The 16,936-nt window shown below is 65.0% G+C and carries 13 protein-coding genes; 9 read left to right on the forward strand and 4 right to left on the reverse strand.

Annotated features, from left to right (window positions below; all coding sequences use genetic code 11):
- Positions 1-725: TetR/AcrR family transcriptional regulator C-terminal domain-containing protein (locus TSA1_RS09140; protein WP_100181046.1), on the reverse strand; the 725-nt coding region annotated here is incomplete at its 3' end.
- A 152-nt stretch (positions 726-877) separates the two neighbouring features.
- On the opposite strand from TSA1_RS09140, the gene TSA1_RS09145 reads away from it, so the two are divergent.
- The 4 genes from TSA1_RS09145 (at position 878) to TSA1_RS09160 (ending at position 8,823) form a co-directional block, all read left to right on the forward strand.
- A complete protein-coding gene (locus tag TSA1_RS09145) occupies positions 878-2,398 on the forward strand; it encodes an efflux transporter outer membrane subunit (protein WP_245448176.1) in 1,521 nt (506 codons plus the stop codon).
- A complete protein-coding gene (locus TSA1_RS09150; protein ID WP_245448178.1) occupies positions 2,395-3,510 on the forward strand; it encodes an efflux RND transporter periplasmic adaptor subunit in 1,116 nt (371 codons plus the stop codon). The genes TSA1_RS09145 and TSA1_RS09150 overlap by 4 nt, the downstream gene beginning before the upstream one ends.
- 48 nt (positions 3,511-3,558) lie before the next feature.
- Complete coding sequence (locus TSA1_RS09155) at positions 3,559-6,642, forward strand: efflux RND transporter permease subunit (RefSeq protein WP_100176067.1); 3,084 nt, start codon at positions 3,559-3,561, stop codon at positions 6,640-6,642.
- Between the two features lie 420 nt (positions 6,643-7,062).
- Positions 7,063-8,823, forward strand: coding sequence for a CYTH and CHAD domain-containing protein (locus tag TSA1_RS09160; protein ID WP_100176068.1), 1,761 nt, complete (start codon positions 7,063-7,065; stop codon positions 8,821-8,823).
- Between the two features lie 117 nt (positions 8,824-8,940).
- Here the strand turns inward: TSA1_RS09160 and TSA1_RS09165 are convergent, their stop codons facing one another.
- The 3 genes from TSA1_RS09165 to TSA1_RS09175 all read right to left on the reverse strand — a co-directional run bounded on the left by TSA1_RS09165 (position 8,941) and on the right by TSA1_RS09175 (position 11,884).
- Positions 8,941-9,564, reverse strand: a complete 624-nt coding sequence (locus TSA1_RS09165) for a transglutaminase-like cysteine peptidase (RefSeq protein WP_174718829.1) — start codon at positions 9,562-9,564, stop codon at positions 8,941-8,943.
- Between the two features lie 330 nt (positions 9,565-9,894).
- Entirely contained in the window at positions 9,895-10,506 is a 612-nt protein-coding gene (locus tag TSA1_RS09170; protein WP_024340745.1) for a PilZ domain-containing protein, read from the reverse strand.
- Positions 10,507-10,642: 136 nt separating this feature from the next.
- Positions 10,643-11,884: an MFS transporter gene (locus TSA1_RS09175; RefSeq protein ID WP_283814349.1), complete on the reverse strand. Its 1,242-nt coding sequence runs from the start codon at positions 11,882-11,884 to the stop codon at positions 10,643-10,645.
- Positions 11,885-12,302: 418 nt separating this feature from the next.
- Here TSA1_RS09175 and TSA1_RS09180 point away from each other — a divergent pair, with 418 nt between their 5' ends.
- From TSA1_RS09180 to TSA1_RS09200, 5 genes are all read left to right on the forward strand, one after another.
- Positions 12,303-13,454: a zinc-binding dehydrogenase gene (locus TSA1_RS09180; protein WP_100176070.1), complete on the forward strand. Its 1,152-nt coding sequence runs from the start codon at positions 12,303-12,305 to the stop codon at positions 13,452-13,454.
- Positions 13,455-13,457: 3 nt separating this feature from the next.
- Positions 13,458-13,940: a DUF5680 domain-containing protein gene (locus TSA1_RS09185; RefSeq protein WP_100176071.1), complete on the forward strand. Its 483-nt coding sequence runs from the start codon at positions 13,458-13,460 to the stop codon at positions 13,938-13,940.
- Between the two features lie 111 nt (positions 13,941-14,051).
- A complete protein-coding gene (locus TSA1_RS09190) occupies positions 14,052-15,797 on the forward strand; it encodes a serine hydrolase (RefSeq protein ID WP_100176072.1) in 1,746 nt (581 codons plus the stop codon).
- Positions 15,798-15,805: 8 nt separating this feature from the next.
- On the forward strand, positions 15,806-16,219 hold the full coding sequence (locus TSA1_RS09195) for a VOC family protein (RefSeq protein WP_100176073.1): 414 nt from the start codon (positions 15,806-15,808) through the stop codon (positions 16,217-16,219).
- Positions 16,220-16,319: 100 nt separating this feature from the next.
- Positions 16,320-16,832: a hypothetical protein gene (locus TSA1_RS09200; RefSeq protein WP_100176074.1), complete on the forward strand. Its 513-nt coding sequence runs from the start codon at positions 16,320-16,322 to the stop codon at positions 16,830-16,832.
- Positions 16,833-16,936: the final 104 nt, after the last annotated feature.

Consider the following 16,936-nt stretch of genomic DNA (forward strand, 5'->3'; position numbering starts at 1 on the left):
TTCGGCGACCGGCGCTTGCGCGCTTTGGCTGCGCTCCGGTGCGCCGGTCCGTCCACTGCGGGGCGGCGCTCATAGGCGGCGAGAAAGACGTTGATGCCGTTCTCGATGAGCGCGCGGTGGTGGGCCGGGCTCGGCGTTTTCATGGACAGCGCCCATTTGAGGATCTCCTTGCCTTGGACGAGGCTGAGGAATTGCGTGGCCGCCATGCCGATATCCGGAATGTCGACGAGGCCCTGGGCCTGCGCCGCGCGCAGGAAGGCGGCCACCTCGGCATCGCACCGCTCCGGTCCGCTCGTCATGAAGACTTCGGCCGCGCGGGGATAGCGCGAGGCGCAGGACATAATGAGCCGATGCACGGCAAGTCCGCGCGGGTCGAGAAAGGCCTCGAGGAATTTGGTGCCGATGGCGTGCAGCTCGGTCCTGAGGTCGATCTTGCCGCCGTGATTGCGCCACAGCGTCTTGGGGCCGTAGCGCTTGCATTCCTCGTTGATCAGCGCCAGCAGCAGGTCGTCCTTGTCGTCGAAATGCACGTAGAGGGTGGCCTTCGAGACGCCGGCATCGCGCGCGATCGCGTCCATGCTGGTGGTGTCGAAGCCCTGGTCAAGGAAGAGTGCGCGGGCGCTGTCGAGAATCTGATAGTATTTGGCCCGGGCGCGTTGTTGCTGGATTGTTTCCGTCGAATTCTTGGTCTCTCGCATCTGCGCCTTGTGCACTGTCATCGCCATTTACCCCGTAGCTCCACGGCTTGACTTTTGGTTCCTGTCTGCAACATACAGCTGATCGGGGAAAAACTAAACGGTTTAGTTCTTTGACAGCTCCTCTCTCGGCCGCTCAATCGGGCGCTCCTTCCGCCGCATGCCGCAGATCGGCGCGGATCGTGCCCTGGACCGGCGTCTCGCTCGCGGGGCTTCTGCTCGCCTCCTGCGCGCTCGGTCCGGACTTCGTGTCGCCATCGGGGCCGGCGGTCGATGGCTATTCGCGCGAGCGGCGTCCGTCCGCCACCGAGAGCGCGCCGACGCCGGGCGGCAATTCGCAGGGCTTCGAGACCGGCAGGGACATTCCCGGCGCCTGGTGGGCGCTGTTCCGCTCGCGACAGCTCAATGCGTTCGTGGAAGAGGCAATCCGCAATCACCCCGACGTCCAGGCAGCGCAATTCGCTTTGCGCTATGCGCGCGAGAACGCGCTGGCGCAGCAGGGCAGCCTGTTTCCGCAAGTGACCGGGAGCGCCTCGGCCGAGCGCGATCGGGTCAGCACGTCGCAATCTGGACAATGGCCGGCGCAGGCCTCGACCTACACGCTCTACAACGCATCCGTCAGCGTCTCCTACGCGCTCGACATCTGGGGCGGCACGCGCCGTTCCGTCGAGGCACTTCAGGCCCAGGCCGATTACCAGGGCTTCAAGCTCGAAGCGACCTATCTGACGCTGACCGCCAATGTGGTGACCGCCGCGATCACGGACGCTTCGCTGCGCGATCAAATCCTCGCGACCGAGGAGATCATCAAGGCCGAGACGGACCAGCTCACGCGCATTCAGCGTCAGTTCGACATCGGCGCGATCTCGAAGTCCGACGTGCTGTCGCAGGAGGCGACGCTGGCGCAGGCCAAGGCGACGCTGGCGCCGCTCCAGAAGCAACTCGCGCAGCAGCGCAACCAGCTGATGGCCTATCTCGGCCGGTTGCCGAGCCAGGACCGCGGTGAGCATGTGACGCTCGCCGATCTCAGGCTTCCGGGGCGGCTACCGCTGTCGCTGCCCTCGAGGCTGGTGCGGCAGCGCCCCGACATCCGTCAGGCCGAGGCCACCCTGCATCAGGCCACCGCAACCGTCGGCGTCGGCATCGCCAATCTGCTGCCGCAGCTCACGCTGTCCGGCAGCTACGGCTCCACCGCGCCGGAGCGGCTGTTCTCGCCGGAGACGATCGTGTGGAGCGCGGCGTCCAGCGTCAGCCAGAAGATCTTCGACGGCGGCACGCTGTACCACACCAAGGAAGCCGACGTGGCGGCCTTCGAGCAGGATCTGGCGCTGTACAAGAGCACGGTCGTCACCGCCTTCCAGAACGTCGCGGATTCCCTGCGCGCCATCCAGTACGACGCGGCGACGCTGAAGGCGCAGGCCGCCGCCGAAAAGGCGACGGCGGACAGCCTCGCCATGGCGATCGAGCAGTTCAAGACCGGCGCGGTGCCCTACGCCAACATCATCAACGCGCAGCAATCCTATCTGAATTCGCGGGTCTCGCGCATCAAGGCGCAGGCGACCCGCTTCACCGACACCGCCGCGCTGTTCCAGTCGCTCGGCGGCGGCTGGTGGAATCGCGTGGATGAGACGCCGGACGCGCTGCCGCGCGCCAATGCCGGATACTTCGCCGGCACCGACAAGAAGACCGAGGACGCGTTGCGATGATCAAGCGGATGACAATCATGCTGTGCGGGATGGCGATCCTGTTCGGCGGCCTGTACGGATTCCAGACCTTCAAGGAGATGATGATCCGCAAGGCGATCGGCGCGATGGCCAATCCGCCGCAGACCGTCTCCACCGTGGTCGCCGCCAATGCGCCCTGGCAGTCCAGCCTGAGCGCCGTCGGTTCGCTGCGCGCGGTGAACGGCGCCGACCTCGCGCTCCAGGTCGCCGGCATCGTGCAGAGCATCGACTTCTCCTCCGGCGACAACGTTGCGGCCGGGCAGACCCTGCTGACGCTGGTGGCGACCGACGACGCCGCCAAGCTGCGGTCGCTGCAGGCGACGGCCGAGAACTACGCCATCGTGCTCAAGCGCGACGAGGAGCAGATCAAGTTCAACGCGGTGAGCCAGGCCACAGTCGACAGCGACAAGGCCAATCTGAAGAATGCCCAGGCGCTGGTCGAGCAGCAGAGGGCGCTTTTGGAGCAGAAGACGCTGAAGGCGCCGTTCGCCGGCAGGCTCGGCATCCGCGCCGTCGATCTCGGCCAGTATCTCTCGGCCGGCACCAGCATCGTGACGCTCCAGAGCCTCGACCCGATCTACGCCGACTTCTACCTGCCGCAGCAGGCGCTGGCCTCGATCCGCATCGGACAGGACATCTCGGTCGCGGTCGACGCCATCGCCGGCGAGCGCTTCACCGGGCAGATCACGGCGATCAACGCCAAGGTCGATTCGACCAGCCGCAACGTCCAGGTGCGGGCCACCCTGCGAAACGGCGAGGCGCGGCTGCTGCCCGGCATGTTCGCAAAGATCGAGATCGCGATCGGCAAGCCCGAGCAGGTCGTCACAATCCCGCTCACCGCGATCGTCAACAATTCCTACGGCGACCTCGTCTATCTCGTGGACGATCTGCGCGACGGTCAGGGCACCGCCCGGCAGATGTTCGTCAAGACGAGATCCCCGAAGGGCGATCAGGTCGCCGTCAACGACGGCGTCAAGCCGGGCGAGACCGTGGTCATCGCCGGCCAGCTCAAGCTGCGCAACGGCAGCCCGGTCAAGATCGACAATTCGCACGTGCCGCAGACCGAAGCCGCGCCGAATATCGTCGATCAGTAAGGCTTCGCGTCGACGCCGGTTTCTCAAGACAACGAGTACCACGACATCATGCGTTTCACCGATATCTTCATCCGCCGGCCGGTGCTGGCGCTCGTGGTCAGCGCCCTGATCCTCGTGCTCGGCCTGCGCTCGATGACGACGCTGTCGATCCTGCAATACCCGCGCACGCAGAACGCCATCGTCACGGTGAGCACCGCCTATGCCGGCGCGGATTCCGACATCATCGCGGGCTTCATTACGACGCCGCTCGAAAACGCCGTCGCCCAGGCGAACGGCATCGACTACATGACGTCGAGCAGCGTCACCGGCTCCAGCACCATCACGATCAATCTGCGGCTGAACTACGATTCCGGCAAGGCGATGACGGAGATCAACGCCAAGGTCAACTCGGTGCTCAACCAGTTTCCGTCGGGCACGCAGCAGCCGACGCTCACACTCAAGGTCGGCCAGACCATCGACGCGATGTATATCGGTTTCGCCAGCGAAGTGCTGGCGCCGAACCAGATCACCGACTATCTGACGCGCGTGGTGCAGCCGCGGCTCCAAGCCGTCGCCGGCGTGCAGACCGCCGAGCTCCTCGGCGCCAAGAAGTTCGCGCTCCGCGCCTGGCTCGATCCCGACAAGCTGGCGGCTTACGGTCTCACCGCAAGCGACGTCTCGACGGCGCTCTCGGGCAACGATTACATCTCCGGCCTCGGCACCACCAAGGGCCGGCTGGTGCAGGTCGACCTGGCGGCCTCGACCAACCTCCATTCGCTGGAGCAGTACCGCAACCTCGTGGTCAAGACGGTTAACGGCGCCATCATCCGCCTGCGCGACGTCGCAAACGTCACGCTCGGCAACGACGACTACGACAGCGAAACGAAATTCAACGGCAAGACGGCGGTCTATGTCGGCATCCAGACGGCGCCCACGGCCAATCTGCTCGACGTCGTCAACGGTGTGAAGGCGGTCCTGCCCGACATCAAGGCGCAGCTTCCGAACGGTCTGGTCGGCGAGGTGCTCTACGACTCCACCGACTTCGTCAATTCCTCGATCGACGAAGTTGTCCACTCGCTGGTGGAAGCGGTGCTGATCGTGATCGCGGTGGTGTTCCTGTTCCTGGGCTCGTGGCGATCGGTCCTGATTCCGGTCATCGCGATCCCGCTGTCGCTGATCGGAACATTCGGGCTGATGCTGTTGATGGGCTTCTCCATCAATCTGCTGACCCTGCTTGCACTCGTGCTCGCCATCGGGCTCGTGGTGGATGATGCCATCATCGTGGTGGAGAGCGTGCACCGGCTCATCGACGAAGGTGTCGCGCCGGTCGAGGCCGCGATCCAGTCCGCACGCGCGCTGGCAAGCCCGATCATCGCCATGACCGTGGTTCTGATCGCAGTCTACGTGCCCGTGGGATTCCAGGGCGGCCTCACCGGCGCGCTCTTCACCGAGTTCGCCTTCACGCTCGCAGGCGCGGTCACGGTATCTGCGGTGATCGCGCTGACGCTGTCGCCGATGAACTGCGCCTGGCTGTTGCGCAAGACCGAGCGCGATGCGACGACCTGGGAGGCGCGCCTGGTCCGGACCATCGACCACGTGCTGGAGCGGCTCTCGGGTGCCTATCGCCGTCGGCTGGAGGCCGTCTTTGCGATGAAGCCGGTCGTGGCCGTGTTCGCGCTACTGTTGCTGGCCGGCATTCCCTGGCTCTACGCGACCTCGACCAGCGAGCTCGCGCCCGACGAGGACCAGGGTGTCGTGCTCTCGCTGACCACCTCGGCGCCCTCAGCGACACTTCAGCAGCGGCAGTTCTACAGCCAGCAGATCTACGATCTCGTGGCCAAGCGCCCGGAAACGAAGACCCTCTTCCAGATCGACACGCCCACCCAGGCGATCGGAGGCTGGGTGCTCAAGCCCTGGGACCAGCGCAGCCTGACCACGAAGACCCTCCAGCCGGATTTCCAGAACCTGCTCAATACCATCGCCGGCACGCGCTCGGTCGCCTTCCAGCCGTCGCCGCTGCCCGGCAGCAACGGCCTTCCGATCCAGTTCGTGATCGGTACGACCGGCTCGTACGACGAACTCGACCAGGTCTCGCGCAACTTCATGGTGCAGGCGCTGAAGAGCGGCCAATTCATCTTCCTCGATACCGACCTGAAGATCGACAGGCCCCAGACGCTGGTCTCCTTCGACCGCGACAAGGCCGGTGATCTCGGCTTGAAGATGAGTGATCTCGGCGGCGCGCTCGCGACCATGCTCGGGGGAAACTACCTCGATTATTTCAGCCTGGACGGCCGCTCCTACAAGGTGATTCCTCAGGCCAAGCAGAACGATCGGCTGGCGGCAGACCAGCTGCTCGGCTACTACATCAAGGCGAGCGACAATTCGATGGTGCCGCTGTCGACCGTCGCCCATCTGGAGAACAGGACCGTTCCGCAGTCGCGCAACCATTTCCAGCAGATCAATGCGGCGACGATCTCCGGAGTTGCGATGCCGACGGTGTCGATGGGCAGCGCGCTCGCCACGCTCAAGGATCTCGCGAAGACCCTGCCGGCCGGCTACACGGTGGATTTCGGCGGCGCCTCGCGGCAGCTCGAGCAGGAGTCGGGCGGCTTCGTCACGACGTTCGCGTTTGCCGTCATCATCATCTTCCTGGCGCTCGCCGCGCTGTTCAACAGCTTCCTCGATCCCATCGTCATCCTGGTTTCGGTGCCGATGTCGCTGGCCGGCGCCCTGATCTTCATCAGCCTCGGCATCGGCGGCGCCAGCCTCAACATCTACACCCAGGTCGGGCTGCTCACCCTGATGGGCCTCGTCAGCAAGCACGGCATCCTGATGGTCGAGGTGGCCAACGAACTGCGCCTCGAGGGCAAGACGGCGACGGACGCGATCATCGAGGCCGCGGCGATCCGGCTGCGGCCGATCCTGATGACGACTGCGGCGATGGTGCTCGGCGTCGTTCCGCTGATCACCGCGAGCGGCGCGGGCGCGGTGTCGCGCTACAACATGGGCCTCGTGATCGCGACCGGATTGTCGATCGGCACGCTGTTCACGCTGTTCGTGGTGCCGGTCGCCTATGCCCTGATCGCTCGGCCGGCCGCGATGCCGGCCGGGACGGCGGAGGCCGCGGCCCAACAGGTTGCTGCGAGCCACTAGGCCGGCCATTTGGAGGAACATTCCGCGCGCGAAGCGAAGAACGTTTCTAGCTCTGATCGTGGGGAACCGGTGGCCTTCGCGGCGCCCGACCTGCGGGCTCCGGGATCGCGCTGCGGCTCGCAGCGCTCGTCACAAGCTCGGGTCTGTCATCGGAGGCGTGACTTCTAAGCGTCTTCAAAGCCAGAGAGAATTTCTCGGCTAGCATGAGTTGGGTTCGCTGATGCGTTCATCTTGGTTTCGAGAGCAGCGAGATTCGCTATCAATTCGATCGCTCGCGAATCTCTGCAGCAATTTAGTTCGCAACGTCGCGACGAATTATGACAGTCGACGATCACGCCGCGCGACGTAACGTGACTATTCCTCGCGGGCCGGACAGGCTATATGCTGGCGCTCTGTCATCGAACTGTCATGTCTCCGGAAATGCTGAAATCAGACGCTACGCCGGCGCGCAAAGCTGTGAGCGCGCCGGACGGGATTCCTGTCCCGAAAGACAACAAGAGAACGCAAGTTATCGCGGGCTTCCTCAGGCAGGTTGAACCGGCCGGGCCCGGCGCGGAACCTGCGGTCGTCGAGGGCGCTGTGATCGATCAGACGCCATCGCAAGGCACAACGCCCACGCCGCAACCAGCTCCATCGACCGTTGCCGCGCGCCCCGCCGGCGAGATCGAGCTCAAGCTTCTCGTCGATGCCCATCGCATCGCGGATTTCGACGCCGCGCCCGTCATCGCGGCCAACGCGCGCAACAAGGGCGTGCGCAAGCATCTCAAGTCCGTCTATTACGACACGCCGGAGCGGGCGCTTCGGCGCAACGGCCTGAGCCTGCGCGTTCGCCAGATTGGTGCGCGCTTCGTGCAGACCGTGAAGACCGAGGTTGCCGACGATCCGCTGCGCCGTGGCGAGTGGGAGGCGAGCGTGCCGTCGCTTGCGCCCGATCTCGCTCTGGCGATGCCTTTCATTCCGGAGAAGCTTCGCGGCGCTCTCCAAGCGCATCCGCTCGAAGCCGTCTTCACCGCCGACATCCATCGGCATGCACGGATGATCGACCTGCCGACCGGCGCGGTTGAAGTCGCATTCGACCAGGGCCAGCTGACGGCCGGCGACCGCTCGCTGCCGGTGAGCGAGATCGAGCTCGAACTCAAGAGCGGCAGCGCGAGCACGATCTACGAGGTCGCCTTGCTGCTTGCGGAGCAGGGGGCGGTGAAGCCGTCGATTCGCAGCAAGTCGGCGCGCGGCTTCGACCTTGCCGCCGACCTGCCGCCGGCGGCGCGACGGCCGCGCAAACTTCGCCTCGATCCGTCGGTGACGCTCGACGAAGCCTTCGCGACGATCCTGCGCTCCTGCTTCCTTCACTTGCTGCAGTCGCTGCCGGCGGCCGAGGATGGCCGCGATGCGGAAGGCGTGCATCAGCTGCGCGTCTCGCTGCGCCGGCTGCGATCGGCGCTGGATCTGATGCGATCGGTCGGCGCGCTCAGCAATCTCGACGCGCTGCGCTCGGAAGCCAAATGGCTGGCGCAAGCGCTGTCCGCTGCGCGCGACTGGGATGTGTTCCGGCTGGAGACCTTGCCGGCGGTCGCAACGGCCTGTCCTGCGGTCGCAGGCTTCGATGCGCTCGGCCGGGCTGCTGCCAGGCGCCAGTCCGACGCCTATCGCGGGGCGCATCATGCGCTCGACGACCGCCGCTGCGCCGTATTCCTGATCGGCCTCGGTCACTGGATCGAGACGCGGGGATGGCGCAACGACGTGGCCGCCGAAGACCTCGGCCTGCTCGCCGAGCCCGCCATCAATTTCGCGCAGCGCATCCTGTCGGAGCAGCACGCGAAGGTGCTGAGGCGCGGCCGCCGCTTCAAGTCGCTCACCATCGAGCAGCTGCACAGGGTCCGGCTCGCGACCAAGCGGCTGCGCTATCTCGGCGAATTCCTGCTGCCGCTGTATGAAGACCGCAAGTCCGCCAGACGCTTCTCGCGCCGGCTTGCCGGGCTGCAGGAGCAGCTCGGTGCCTTCAACGACATGGCGGTCACGGCCTCATTGCTGGAGGGGCTCGTTGCCGAGCCCGACAGCGCCATTGCCGCGGCGGCCATTGCCGGCTGGCAGGCGCGCGCATCGGTCGGCGTGCAGCCCGTCCTGCAAGGCAGCTGGCGCGATTTCACCCGCGCGCGTGTGCCGTGGTCGTCACAGGGCTGAGCACAGCCCTCAAAAAAGTTGCGGCCAGGCTTTGGGGGAAGCCTGGCCGCGCGCGAACCGGTCTGGGACGGGGAGGGGTGGGGATGTGACCGGGTCGCGTAACCTGTTGTCTCGTTTCTAGTCTCGTGCGCTGGCGGTGGACACCGCCGGCCTGGTATCGCCGAGCGAGACCCAGACGTTGGGATCGCTCTGCGACTGGCGCTTGACGAAGCGGTAGCCGGTCTCCGTCCAGGCGACGACGTTCTCGTTCTGATTGTCGAGAACGAACTCGCCCTTGTCGGTCTTCACCGTCAGCACCGCGTGTCCTTCGCCCTTCTTGTCGCGCACGACGGTGATGAGCAGGGCCTCACGCGGCCATCCGGCATCGATCAGCATCTTGCGCTTCAACAGCACGTAGTCTTCACAGTCGCCGTAACCGTCGGTCGGCAGCGACCACTTCTCGATCACGCCCCAGTGCTCCTGGTCGGTCAAAGGCTTGACGGTCTCGTTGACCCAGCGATTGACCTTGACGAGGTCGCGCCATGCAGCCTGCGACATCACGATGTCGCGCGGCTGCGTCGGTGCGCCCTGGCACTGGGCGGCATTGTCCGCGCAGAACTCGACCCAGCCGATCGGTGCACGCGTGGTGTCACCGAGGCTCGCGTAGAGCAGACGGCCTTCGCCGGCCTGCGCTGCCGCGCTGATCCCGAAGAGCATGGCGGCCAGCGCCAGCCCTTTCCCCTGTCCCCTGAAGTCAAACATTGCGGCCCCCGTTTCTTGTTGGGACCACATTTCGCACGGAGCTTTTGAGTTGCCGCTAAGTCAGCCAAGTCAAGTCGAGACGAATACAAGTAAAAGCTGGAGCGAATTCGATCTATACTTGAATCGAATTCTCGTAAAATTTGAAACAACTGCAATTGATTCAAATTTTATCGATTAACGCGGAAATGCTGGCGGAACCGCCGTTTCCATCCGCAAACGGTGCGCGCGTTAACCCGCGCCGGAGCCGTCGCGGGGCACGAAAAAGGCGGCGTCCGCATTGCGGAGGCCGCCTTCGGGCTGGAAATACAGGGGTTTTCGCGTGCTCGCGCTTTACCGCGCGGTAACGCTCTCTTCGAGAGTCTCGATCGGCTGCTCGTGCAAGAACTCCAGCGCGAAGCCGTCTTCGAGGTTTCGGACCACGCGGCCCTGGACCCGGCCGAGCAGAACCGTCGATTTGAGCGGCGGCCGGTTCTCCGCGGCAATGGCCGCGCCCGACAGCGAGAGGTCGATGATGCGGCAGGTCATCTTGGTGCCGTCCTCGAGCGTCAGCACCGCGATCGGGTTGCGCGGCACGATACGGTCGTGACGGCGGTCTTCCGGCAGATTGAGGATGTCGCGGTTGGCGAGCCAGGTCAGCTGCGCCGCGAGCTTGTCGCGCTTCCTCGGCGTCGCCCCGATCGTCATGGCAAAGCCGTTGTCGATGATGCGGGTGATCTTGCCCTCGACGCGGCCGATATGGTCGAGATAGGCGACCACGCGGTCGCCGACATTGCCGATGCCGGGGGCGAGCAGGGCGAGCCCGCCCGGTGACATGTTGATCACCTGGCAGGGGAATTCCCGGCGGTCGGGCAGCATGTAGCGGCCGAGCAGGTGCACCTTCACCCGCTGGAAACGCCGACGTTCCTCGGCGGCCGGAAGAAATTTTTTGTTCGCCAACGCCATTTTCAACACCCGACCCCCCGCCCGGGCGGAGTCCGGGACGACCCTAAGGTGCACAGGGTTAATGCCGCGTTAGGATTGGGCGCGGCGGACACGGACGGACACAATGCGCCCGAAAAGCCACACCCGGTGGCGGCGCTCAAGCCGGCCTCGTCGCCCGACGCTGCAGCACGACCAGCAGCGCCAGCAGCAGCGCGGCCGACAGGCCGAGCGACCAGTGAATGCCGATCGCCGCGCCAAACAGCCCGACCGTGATGCCGCTGAAGGCCCGCATCCCGAGCCCCGCCATATTATAAAGACCGACGACGCGGCCGCGGATGTCGTGCGGCGCGTTCAGCTGCACCAGCGCCTGCGCCATGGTGTTGAACGACAGCTCGAAAAAGCCGGCGCAGAACAACAGCACGATCGCGACCGGATAGACCCGCACCACGGCAAAGCCGAGCAGTGCCAGGCTCCAGAGCATCGCGAGCAGGATCGCGGCGCGCGGCGTGCCTTTCAGGCGTCCCCAGGATTCCAGCGCGATTGCGGCGAGCACTGCACCGGCCGCATCGGCCGCGAGCAGCACGCTGTAGGAGACGCCGGGATCGCCATGGCCGAGGTCGCCGGCAAAGCCCGGCATCTGGGCGTGGTAGGCATTGCCGATCATGAAGGAGGTGAGGCCGGCGAGCCAGGTCATCGCCGTCAGCACCGGCTGGGTGGCGATGGCGCGGATGGTCAGCACGATGTCGGCGAAGCCGCGGACCGCAAAGCGCCGCGCCGCCACGCTTCTGTCGCGCACCGGCGCCCAGAACAGCCAGAGCAGCATCGGCAGATAGAACAGCGTGTTGAAGATGATGCCGTGTGAGGAGCCGAGCGTCAGCATGATGATCCCGCCAACCGCAGGCCCGACCAGGATGCCGAGATAGCGCGCCATCGCGTTGAGCCGCACCGCGCTCGGCAGGTCGGCAGGCGCCACGAGGTCGTAGAGCAGCAGCTGGTTCGGCGTCTGCCAGAGCACGCCGGCGCAGCCATGGATCACCAGCAGCAGCATCGCGTGCCACATCTGGATCGTATCGGTGAGGAAGAAGAATCCCCATCCGCTCGATGCCACGATGAACAGCAGCATGCCGCACTGGATGATGCGGCGCGGATCGACCCGGTCGGCAAGCCCGCCGACCGCGACCGAGAACAGCAGGAACGGCAGCCAGTGCGACAGCACCGCAAAACCCGCCAGCGCCGGCGAATGGAATTTCTGGAACACCACCCAATAGCTGATCACATGCTCGATATTGTCGGCCATCATCGCCAGCACGTAGGAGGCGAACTGGAGCCGGTACGGCCCCGACTTCATCGCCGCGAACGAGCCGGACGCGGCGGCTGGATTTTGGGGCAGGGGGTTCAAGGGATTACCTGGGGCGGGATCTCATCCGGCCATACACGTTCGCTGGTGCAGGCTCAAGACACTAGGGTGTGCTTGGACATCAGCCATGCACTGCCACCACACACTCCACCGTCATCCTGAGGTGCGCGCCCTTGCGCGCCTCGAAGGATGGGCCGCAAGCGCCTGTAGCCCATCCTTCGAGGCTCCCCTCGCGATGCTGGCGCATCGCAAGGCTCGCACCTCAGGATGACGGCGGTGTGTGGGGCGGCGCTGTAGCCCGGATGGAGCGCAGCGACATCCGGGCTCTTTGTCTCATCGCATATCGCTTCGCTCATGCGGGCTATGAGGACCAGCAGCTTGGCACGACCGCGCATCTCACATACGCTTCGCCTCAGCCCGCACCCATCAATCATAACAGACGGGCACCGAGGAAACAGCCATGCAACAGATCCGCGTCTGCACTCACGCCGGTCCCGGCTCGGAGCCCGTCATCCGCACCGTGCCGTGGCCGAAGGTCGGCAGGAAGGCCGCGCTGATCAAGGTCGGCGCTTGCGGGGTCTGCGGCACCGACCTGCATATCCTCAAGGGGCATTGGCCGAAACCGCTGCCCTGGCCGTTCACGCTGGGCCACGAGCTCGGCGGCGTCATCGTCGAATGCGGCGAGGAGTTCACCGAGGACTTCATGAGCAAGCCGCTCAAGGTCGGATCGAAGGTGATGATCCCGCCCTTGATGCCCTGCGGCCATTGCTATTACTGCATCCACTATCCGCAAACGGCCAACAAGTGTCTGACGCCGGTCTATTACGGCCGCTATCTCGGCTTCGACAAGGCGCCGCACATGTGGGGCGGCTGGGCCGAATATGTCTATGTCGATCTCGAGATGCTGCCGGGCACCAAGATCTACAAATTGCCCGACGACATGTCGCTGCGGCTCGGCGCATTGTCCGAGCCGCTGACCTCCTGCATCCGTGCCTTCAACCGCGCGAGCCGCGCCGGCGGATTTTCCTGGGGCGATACGGTGGTGATCCAGGGCTCGGGCCCGATCGGCATTCTGGCGGTCGCGGCCGCCAAGGAGATGGGGGCGGGGCGCGTGATCTGCGTCGGTGCGCCGGAGGAGCCGCGGCTCAAGCTCGCCCGCGAGTTCGGCGCGGAGGCAACGGTCAACATCGAAGAGCTCAAGTCACCGCAGGAGCGCATCGCGCGCGTCCGCGAGATCGTCGGCGGCTTCGGCGCCGATCTCGTGATGGACTGCTCGGGTCATCCGACCGCGGGCCCCGAGGGCATCGAGATGCTGCGCGACGGCGGCACCTATGTCGAGATGGGCCAGTTCACCGACGCCGGCTCGATCGACACCTCCTGGCACCGCATCTGCACCAAGGACCTCAACGTGCTCGGCTCCTGGGGCTTCACCGGCAACGACCTGCCGCTCGGCGTCGACATGCTCTACCGTACGCGAGGCAAATATCCGTGGCTCAAGATGCAGACGATCTATCCGTTCACGGAAGCGGGCGTTTCGCAAGCGGTGAAGGACGCGATGGCGATGAAGACGGTGAAGTCGACCATCGTGCCGTGGCCGGAACTGGTGGAGTAGCTGATGCCGTCGATCCCGCACGATCTCGCGGCCTTCCTGGTCGAGGCCAAACGGCGCACCTATGCCGGCCTCGACGACGACGCGACGGTGGCAACCCCGCTGCTCGCCGGCTCCAAGCAGCTCGAGCATCGCGCTGCGCCATACGCCTATCGCGACATCTATTTCGGGATGGGGTTTTTCGTCGGGCAGGAGACCGTCTCGCGGGACGAGCGCGTCATCTGGTCGATGAGCTACAGTGGCGGCGTCCGCGGGGACATTGCGGATCGCGACACTTTCCTCTCGATCTACCAATTCCTGCGCCAGGCGCTGCTGGCCGTGCCGGCCGAGGAGCCGTACCGCGGACCGCGCCGGTTCGAGCAGGATGGCATGGTCTATCGCAATGAGGCCGAAGGCGCGCTCGATCGGTTTCATGGGGTCGAGACGATTGCGGGGCAGGACGGCACGTCGTTCTACCAGCTACGTTATGGTGGCGGCATGCTGCGGTAAGGCCGCCGCTTCGCGATCCCGGCTTCAATTCTCCGCGAAAGCATTAGCGTGCCGCTTCCATCTGAAGTTGATGCATTTATAGTGCGCGTCTCGCAAATAGCCCCATGTGCCATGAACGCATCTGCCGATATTCAAAGTTCCAAAATCGCGTCTCTCATTCCCGATCTCGATCGGCTTGCTGCGGAGGCGATGGCGGTCTGGAAGGTGCCGGGCGCCGCGCTCGCCATCGTGCAGGGCGGCGAGGTCGTGCTCACGCGCGCCTACGGGCAGCGCGACGTCGAGGCGGATTTGCCGGTCACGCCGCATACGCATTTCGTGATCTGCTCGATCACCAAGTCGTTCACCGCCACCGCCATCGCGTTGCTGCACAACGAAGGGGCGCTCGACTGGAGCAAACCGGTCCGCGACAATTTGCCTGAGTTTCGGCTCTGCGATGCTGTCGCGACGGAGCGCGTCACGGTGCGCGATCTACTCAGCCACCAGTCGGGGCTGCCGCGTCACGACTGGATTCATCTGCCTGGCGACCTTGCGCCGGCGGAGATGCTGCCTCTGATGCAACATCTCGAACTGAGTCGCGATATCCGCGCGGCCTGGCAATACAACAATCTCTGCTACAACGCTGTCGGGCTCATGATCGAGCGGCTGAGCGGGAAGAGCTTTGAGTCCTTCATTCGCGAACGCCTGACGGATCGGCTCGGCATGACGGTAAGCTTCTCGCTGGACGAGCTCGAAGCCGGGCCCGAACCTGCGCGTCCTTACAAGATCGACGTCGATACGCGATTGCCGGGGTTGCGGCTGCCGATCCGTACGACGGCCGCCGGCGCGATCAACACGTCGGTGGCCGACCTCGGCAACTGGATGCGGCTTCATCTTGGCATGGGCGAGTTCGAGGGGGAGAGGCTGCTGCCGGCGGCACTTGTGGAGCAACTTCATGCGCCACTGGTGCATGTCGGCAAGTCCGAGTTTTCGGAGTTCGGCCAGGCGCACTATGGATTGGGCTTTCAGTCCAACGCCTATCGGGGCGATCGCGTCGTCTCGCACAGCGGTGGCTGGAACGGTTGGGGTTCGCTGATGACGCTGGTGCCGGAGGCCGGCATCGGTGTCGCCGTGCTGACGAACCGCAGCCCGAGCGAGATCCCGCCCATCCTGACCTGGTACATCCTCGATCGACTGCGGGAGCGCGAGCCAGTGGACTGGTTTGCGCGATTCCGCAAGATGCGCGAGGAATTCATCGCTCACATCCCGGCTGACAAGGAGGCGCGCGACAACACCCGTCACAAGGACACCAGGCCTGCGCACGCACTATCCGCCTATGTCGCCGATTACGCCCATCCCGCCTATGGCGTTATCTCGATTGCCGAGCGGGAGGACGCGCTGCATTGGTCATGGCGCGGCATGGGAGCGGCGCTGTCGCATTGGCATTTCGAGACCTTCGTCACGCCGGAGATCGTCGACCAGCTCCATCCGGATCATCTGTTCATCACCTTCCAGACCGACCGTCACGGCAACATCGTGCATTTGTCGGCGCCGCTGGAGCCGACGGTGAAGGACATCATATTCGAACGACGCGCCGCGGGCGATTGCGTCGATCCCGCGTTCCGCGCGCGCTGCGTCGGGCAGTTCAGGAGCGGCGCCATGACCCATCGCGTGACCTTGGACGGAGAAGGCAGGCTCGTCCTGAAGCCGGACTACCAGCCTGCGTATCGTCTCGAGCCGGAACAGGGCCGTCGGTTTCGCATCGTTGAGCTGGAGGGTTTCGCCGTCGAGTTTCGCGGAGAGCGCGAAGGGATCAGCCAGCTCGTCTTCCATCAGCCGAACGGCACCTTCGTCGCCGATCGCTCGTCTGACCAGAAGTAGGACAGCCGATGACGCCCCAGCCGCTCTCGCCACGCTCCCCCTTCAGCGCCATCCGCGCGATCGACTACACCGTCATCTTCGTGCGCGACATGGCCGCGATGCGCCGCTTCTACGAAGACGTGCTCGCGTTCCCGCTGCTGCGCGAGCTGTCGCCGAACTGGATCGAGTATGGCCTCGGCAGCAACACGCTGGCGCTGGCACGACCGAGCCGCACGGCTGGTGATGCGCCGCTGCCGGCGGGCAGCGCGGCGCTGCAGCTGGCGTTCAAGGTCTCCGCGGCAGAGGTCGATGCCTGCGCCGAGGAGCTCGTCCGGCAGAACGTGGCGCTGGTGTCGCCGCCGACGAACCAGTCCTTCGGCCACCGCACGCTGTTCTTCCGCGACCCCGACGGCAATTTGCTGGAGGTCTACGCGGAGATCTGAGCGGCCGTTCCGCAAAAGTTCCCTCCGGCTGCGTCGAACTGTGCACGCACAGGTGAAACTTAGGCCCAGGTTCCGGCTTTCACTCTGCGGGAGTGATGGCGTGAAGCGAATCCTGAAACCGGTCACTTATATCCTGGCGGCGATCTACTTCCTGGTGGACGCGGTCTTCATGGCCGTGGCCGCACCCGTCGCCCGCTGGATCGGGCGGTATGTCCAATTCAAGCGGTTGCGCGCCTGGATCGAATCACTTTCGCCATATGCGTCACTCGCCCTGTTCTTGGTGCCCGTCATCATTCTGGAGCCGGTCAAGCCGGTTGCTGCGTACTTCACCGCAACCGGTCAGGTGCTGAGCGGAGCCGTGGTCTTGATCGTGGGCGAGCTGCTCAAGCTGGTGCTGGTCGAACGCCTGTTTCATCTGACGCGCGACAAGCTGATGCGCATTCCCGCCTTTGCCTGGGCTTACGGAAAATACGCCGCGGCGAAGGCGTGGCTGCAGGAGACGGACGCTTGGCGCTTCGTCCGGGCCGTGAGCCGCACGGTGAGGGACAGTGTTGCGCGGGCAAGAGCAAGGCTGGTCAGCGGTTTCAGCAGGCTGGCGACCTCCCGGGACTGAAAGGGTCGCGCGAATTTGTCTTACATCGCGCGCGATCCTCGCTAAGACAATCCAAGTGCGCCCGGAGCGGCGGGGACATGATCTGGATCAGGGAACACAGGGAC

The organism is Bradyrhizobium nitroreducens (assembly GCF_002776695.1).
Classification (GTDB): domain Bacteria; phylum Pseudomonadota; class Alphaproteobacteria; order Rhizobiales; family Xanthobacteraceae; genus Bradyrhizobium; species Bradyrhizobium nitroreducens.